Genomic DNA, 2,446 nt, shown 5'->3' with positions numbered 1-2,446 from the left:
GTCAATGGCCGGGTGGAAGTCGCCGCTGGTGGCCAGGTGAAAGTCCCCGCTCTCGTGCTGGATGGCTGTGATCGATAACGTTCGTTATCGATCACAGCTGTTGGTCAGTTCGGGGTTGGTTCACCTCGCTTGGTTCGGTTTTTCATGCGGTAGGAATCGCCGTCGGTGATGACGACGGTGGCGTGGTGCAGCAGCCGGTCGAGGATGCTGGCGGCGGTGGTGTGCTCGGGCAGGAACCGGCCCCATTGCTCGAACGGCCAATGAGACGCGACCGCGAGAGAACGCCGCTCGTAAGCTGCGGCGACGAGCCGGAACAGTAGTTGGGTGCCGGTGTCATCCAAAGGGGCGAACCCGATTTCGTCGAGGATGAGCAGGTCCGCGCGTAGCAGGGTGTCGATGACCTTGCCGACGGTGTTGTCGGCCAGACCGCGGTAGAGGGTGTCGATCAGGTCGGCGGCGGTGAAGTATCGGACCTTGTGCCCGGCGGTGACCGCGGCGTGGCCGAGCCCGATCAGGGTGTGACTCTTCCCTGTTCCAGGTGGCCCGATCAACGCCAGATTCTGTTGAGCGCGAACCCATTCCAGACTCGACAGATAGTCGAACGTCGCTTGCGGGATCGAGGAGGCTGCGATGTCGAAGCCGTCGAGGGTCTTGGTGATCGGGAACGCGGCGGCCTTGAGCCGATTGCGGGCATTGGAGGCGTCGCGGGCGGCCAGCTCGGTGTCGAGCAGGGTGCGCAGCACTTCTTCCGGGGTCCAGCGCTGGGTTTTCGCGACGGCGAGGACTTCGGGTGCGGTGCGGCGGATGGCCGCCAGTTTCAACCGGCGCAGCCCGGCGTCGAGATCGGCCGCCAGTTCCGGGATTTGCTTGGGTGCAGCGGTTTTCGATCGAGTGGTTGTCATGCGCCGCTCCCGTCGCGGGTGATTTTGTAGGCGTCGAGCGACCGGGTCGGCGCGGTGGGCAGATCCAGCACCAGCGCGTCGCCGGCCGGGCGGGGCTGCGGAGTTCCGGTGCCGACGGCCAGGATCGAGCGGACATCGGCGGCGCGGAACCGCTTGAACGCCACCGCCCGCCGCAGGGCAGCGATCAACGCTTGCTCGCCATGCGCCGCGGCGAGCGCGAGCAGGATCTCCAACTCGCCGCCCAGGCGGCTGTTGCCGTGGGCGGCCGTGCCGACCAGGAACGCTTCGGCATCCTCGCCGAGAGCGCAGAACTGGTGCTCGACCGTAGTTTTCGGACGTGGACCGCGATTCGGCGCGGGCCGGGGACCGTCGTAATGGGCATCGAGAATCGATGCCTCGCCGGGCGCGACGAGTTCATGTTCGGCGACGATCACTCCGGTCGCGGACTCGAGCACCACCAGCGCGCCGTGATCGACCACGATCACCACGACCTCGCCGATCAGGCGAGTAGGCACCGAATAACGCGCCGACCCATAGCGGATGCAGGAGAGCCGGTCGACCTTGCGGTTGACCGTTGGCGCACCGATCTCCATCCGAAGAGAAGGCAACGGCACCAACAACTCTCGCTCCGCGATGAGCCGTTGGTCGGGGACCGCGCAGATCTCCGAGTGCGTCAGCGAATTCACCTCGGCGCACCAGATTTTCGCCGCCGCGTTGGCCTCGCGCAGGCCCAGAGTCGCGCCGGTCACGGCAGCCTCGGTCAGCAACGGGACCGCCAGATCGGTTTGGGCATAACCGCAGAGGTGTTCCACGATGCCTTTCGACTGCGGGTCGGCGGCGCGGCAGAAATCCGGTGAGAAGCCGTAATGTGTTGCAAACCGGATGTATTCCGGTGTCGGGACCACGACATCGGCGACCACTCCGGCCTTCAGGCAGCCCATCCGGTCGGCCAGCACCTTGGCAGGGACCCCGCCGATCGCGGCGAAGGCTTCCGCGATCAGGGCGAGCGTGGTCGGCTGTTTCTGGTCGGCGGCAAACGCGGCGAAACGCCACCGCGAGAACGCCAGCACCGCGCAGAACACGAACAACCCCGGCGCGGCCTCGGCCCAGTCGATCACCAGATACTCACCCGGCGACCACACCGCCGGACGCCGTCCCCGATGATTATCCCTGCGCCACAACCCTTTCTGCTCCGCCACCAGGCGTCGGAAGTTCCGTGGCGAACCCTCGTAACCGGCGGCGCGGGCGATCGGCAACAGCCGTTTGGCCGAGATGCGGCCCTTCGATTTGACCACGCGCTCGGCGACCAGCTCACGGACATGGTCGTAATTACGGGGCCGTGGCCCCCGCGCTGGCGGCGCGCCGGTCTCGAACCGCTCCACGACGCGTTTCACGGTTTTGTGGGTGGTGCCGCACAACTCGGCGGCGCCTCGATAGGTTCCGACCTCTCGATAGGCGGAAATGATGTCCATTCGCTCCCTCGCAGACTTCAATGGAACTCCCTGGGCAGTGACGGATGACAGTTGGCGCTATCACCGTCACCG

Annotated in this window: 2 protein-coding genes; both read right to left on the bottom strand. The window is 66.2% G+C overall.

The window, feature by feature from the left end; all coding sequences use genetic code 11:
• Nucleotides 1-104: 104 nt before the first annotated feature.
• The gene (gene istB / locus NS2_RS35425; RefSeq protein ID WP_033091734.1) at nt 105-902 is read right to left on the bottom strand and encodes an IS21-like element helper ATPase IstB; all 798 of its coding nucleotides are present in this window, start codon (nt 900-902) and stop codon (nt 105-107) included.
• Nucleotides 899-2,395 (bottom strand): IS21 family transposase, encoded by a 1,497-nt coding sequence (istA, locus tag NS2_RS35420; RefSeq protein ID WP_096490683.1) that lies wholly within the window; start codon nt 2,393-2,395, stop codon nt 899-901. Before istA ends, istB begins: the two co-directional genes overlap by 4 nt.
• Nucleotides 2,396-2,446: the final 51 nt, after the last annotated feature.

The organism is Nocardia seriolae NBRC 15557, assembly GCF_007990715.1.
Lineage (GTDB): Bacteria > Actinomycetota > Actinomycetes > Mycobacteriales > Mycobacteriaceae > Nocardia > Nocardia seriolae.
Note: the sequence above shows the minus strand (reverse complement) of the source record. Positions and strands in the feature narration are given on the sequence as shown.